The organism is Paraburkholderia sp. SIMBA_030, from assembly GCF_046535245.1.
Classification (GTDB): Bacteria; Pseudomonadota; Gammaproteobacteria; order Burkholderiales; family Burkholderiaceae; genus Paraburkholderia.
Map to the genome: position 1 here is coordinate 1 of NZ_JAWRXB010000461.1, position 274 is coordinate 274.

Below are 274 nucleotides of genomic sequence, written 5' to 3' on the forward strand. Positions count from 1 at the left end.
CCGTGCATGGCGGCAGTGGCCTGAGTTTCGGGGTGATCGAGGCGTTGCGTCAGCTGCGTCCGGATGCCAAGGAGCTTGAGCTGGTGCATCGCCTGGACCGCGACACGTCCGGCCTGCTTATGATCGCCAAGAAGCGCAGCATGCTGCGCCACCTGCATGCCGCCCTGCGCGGCGACGGTGTCGACAAGCGCTACATGGCGTTGGTGCGTGGCCACTGGCCGACCGCGAAGAAGCAGGTCAATGCGCCGTTGCTCAAAAGCAACCTGCGCTCTGG

General features: G+C 65.3%; 1 protein-coding gene. It reads left to right on the plus strand.

Translation table 11 applies throughout. The annotated features are described in order from the left end of the window. On the plus strand, positions 1–274 hold a 274-nt coding region (locus tag SB772_RS40785; protein ID WP_410838622.1), incomplete at both ends, for a pseudouridine synthase.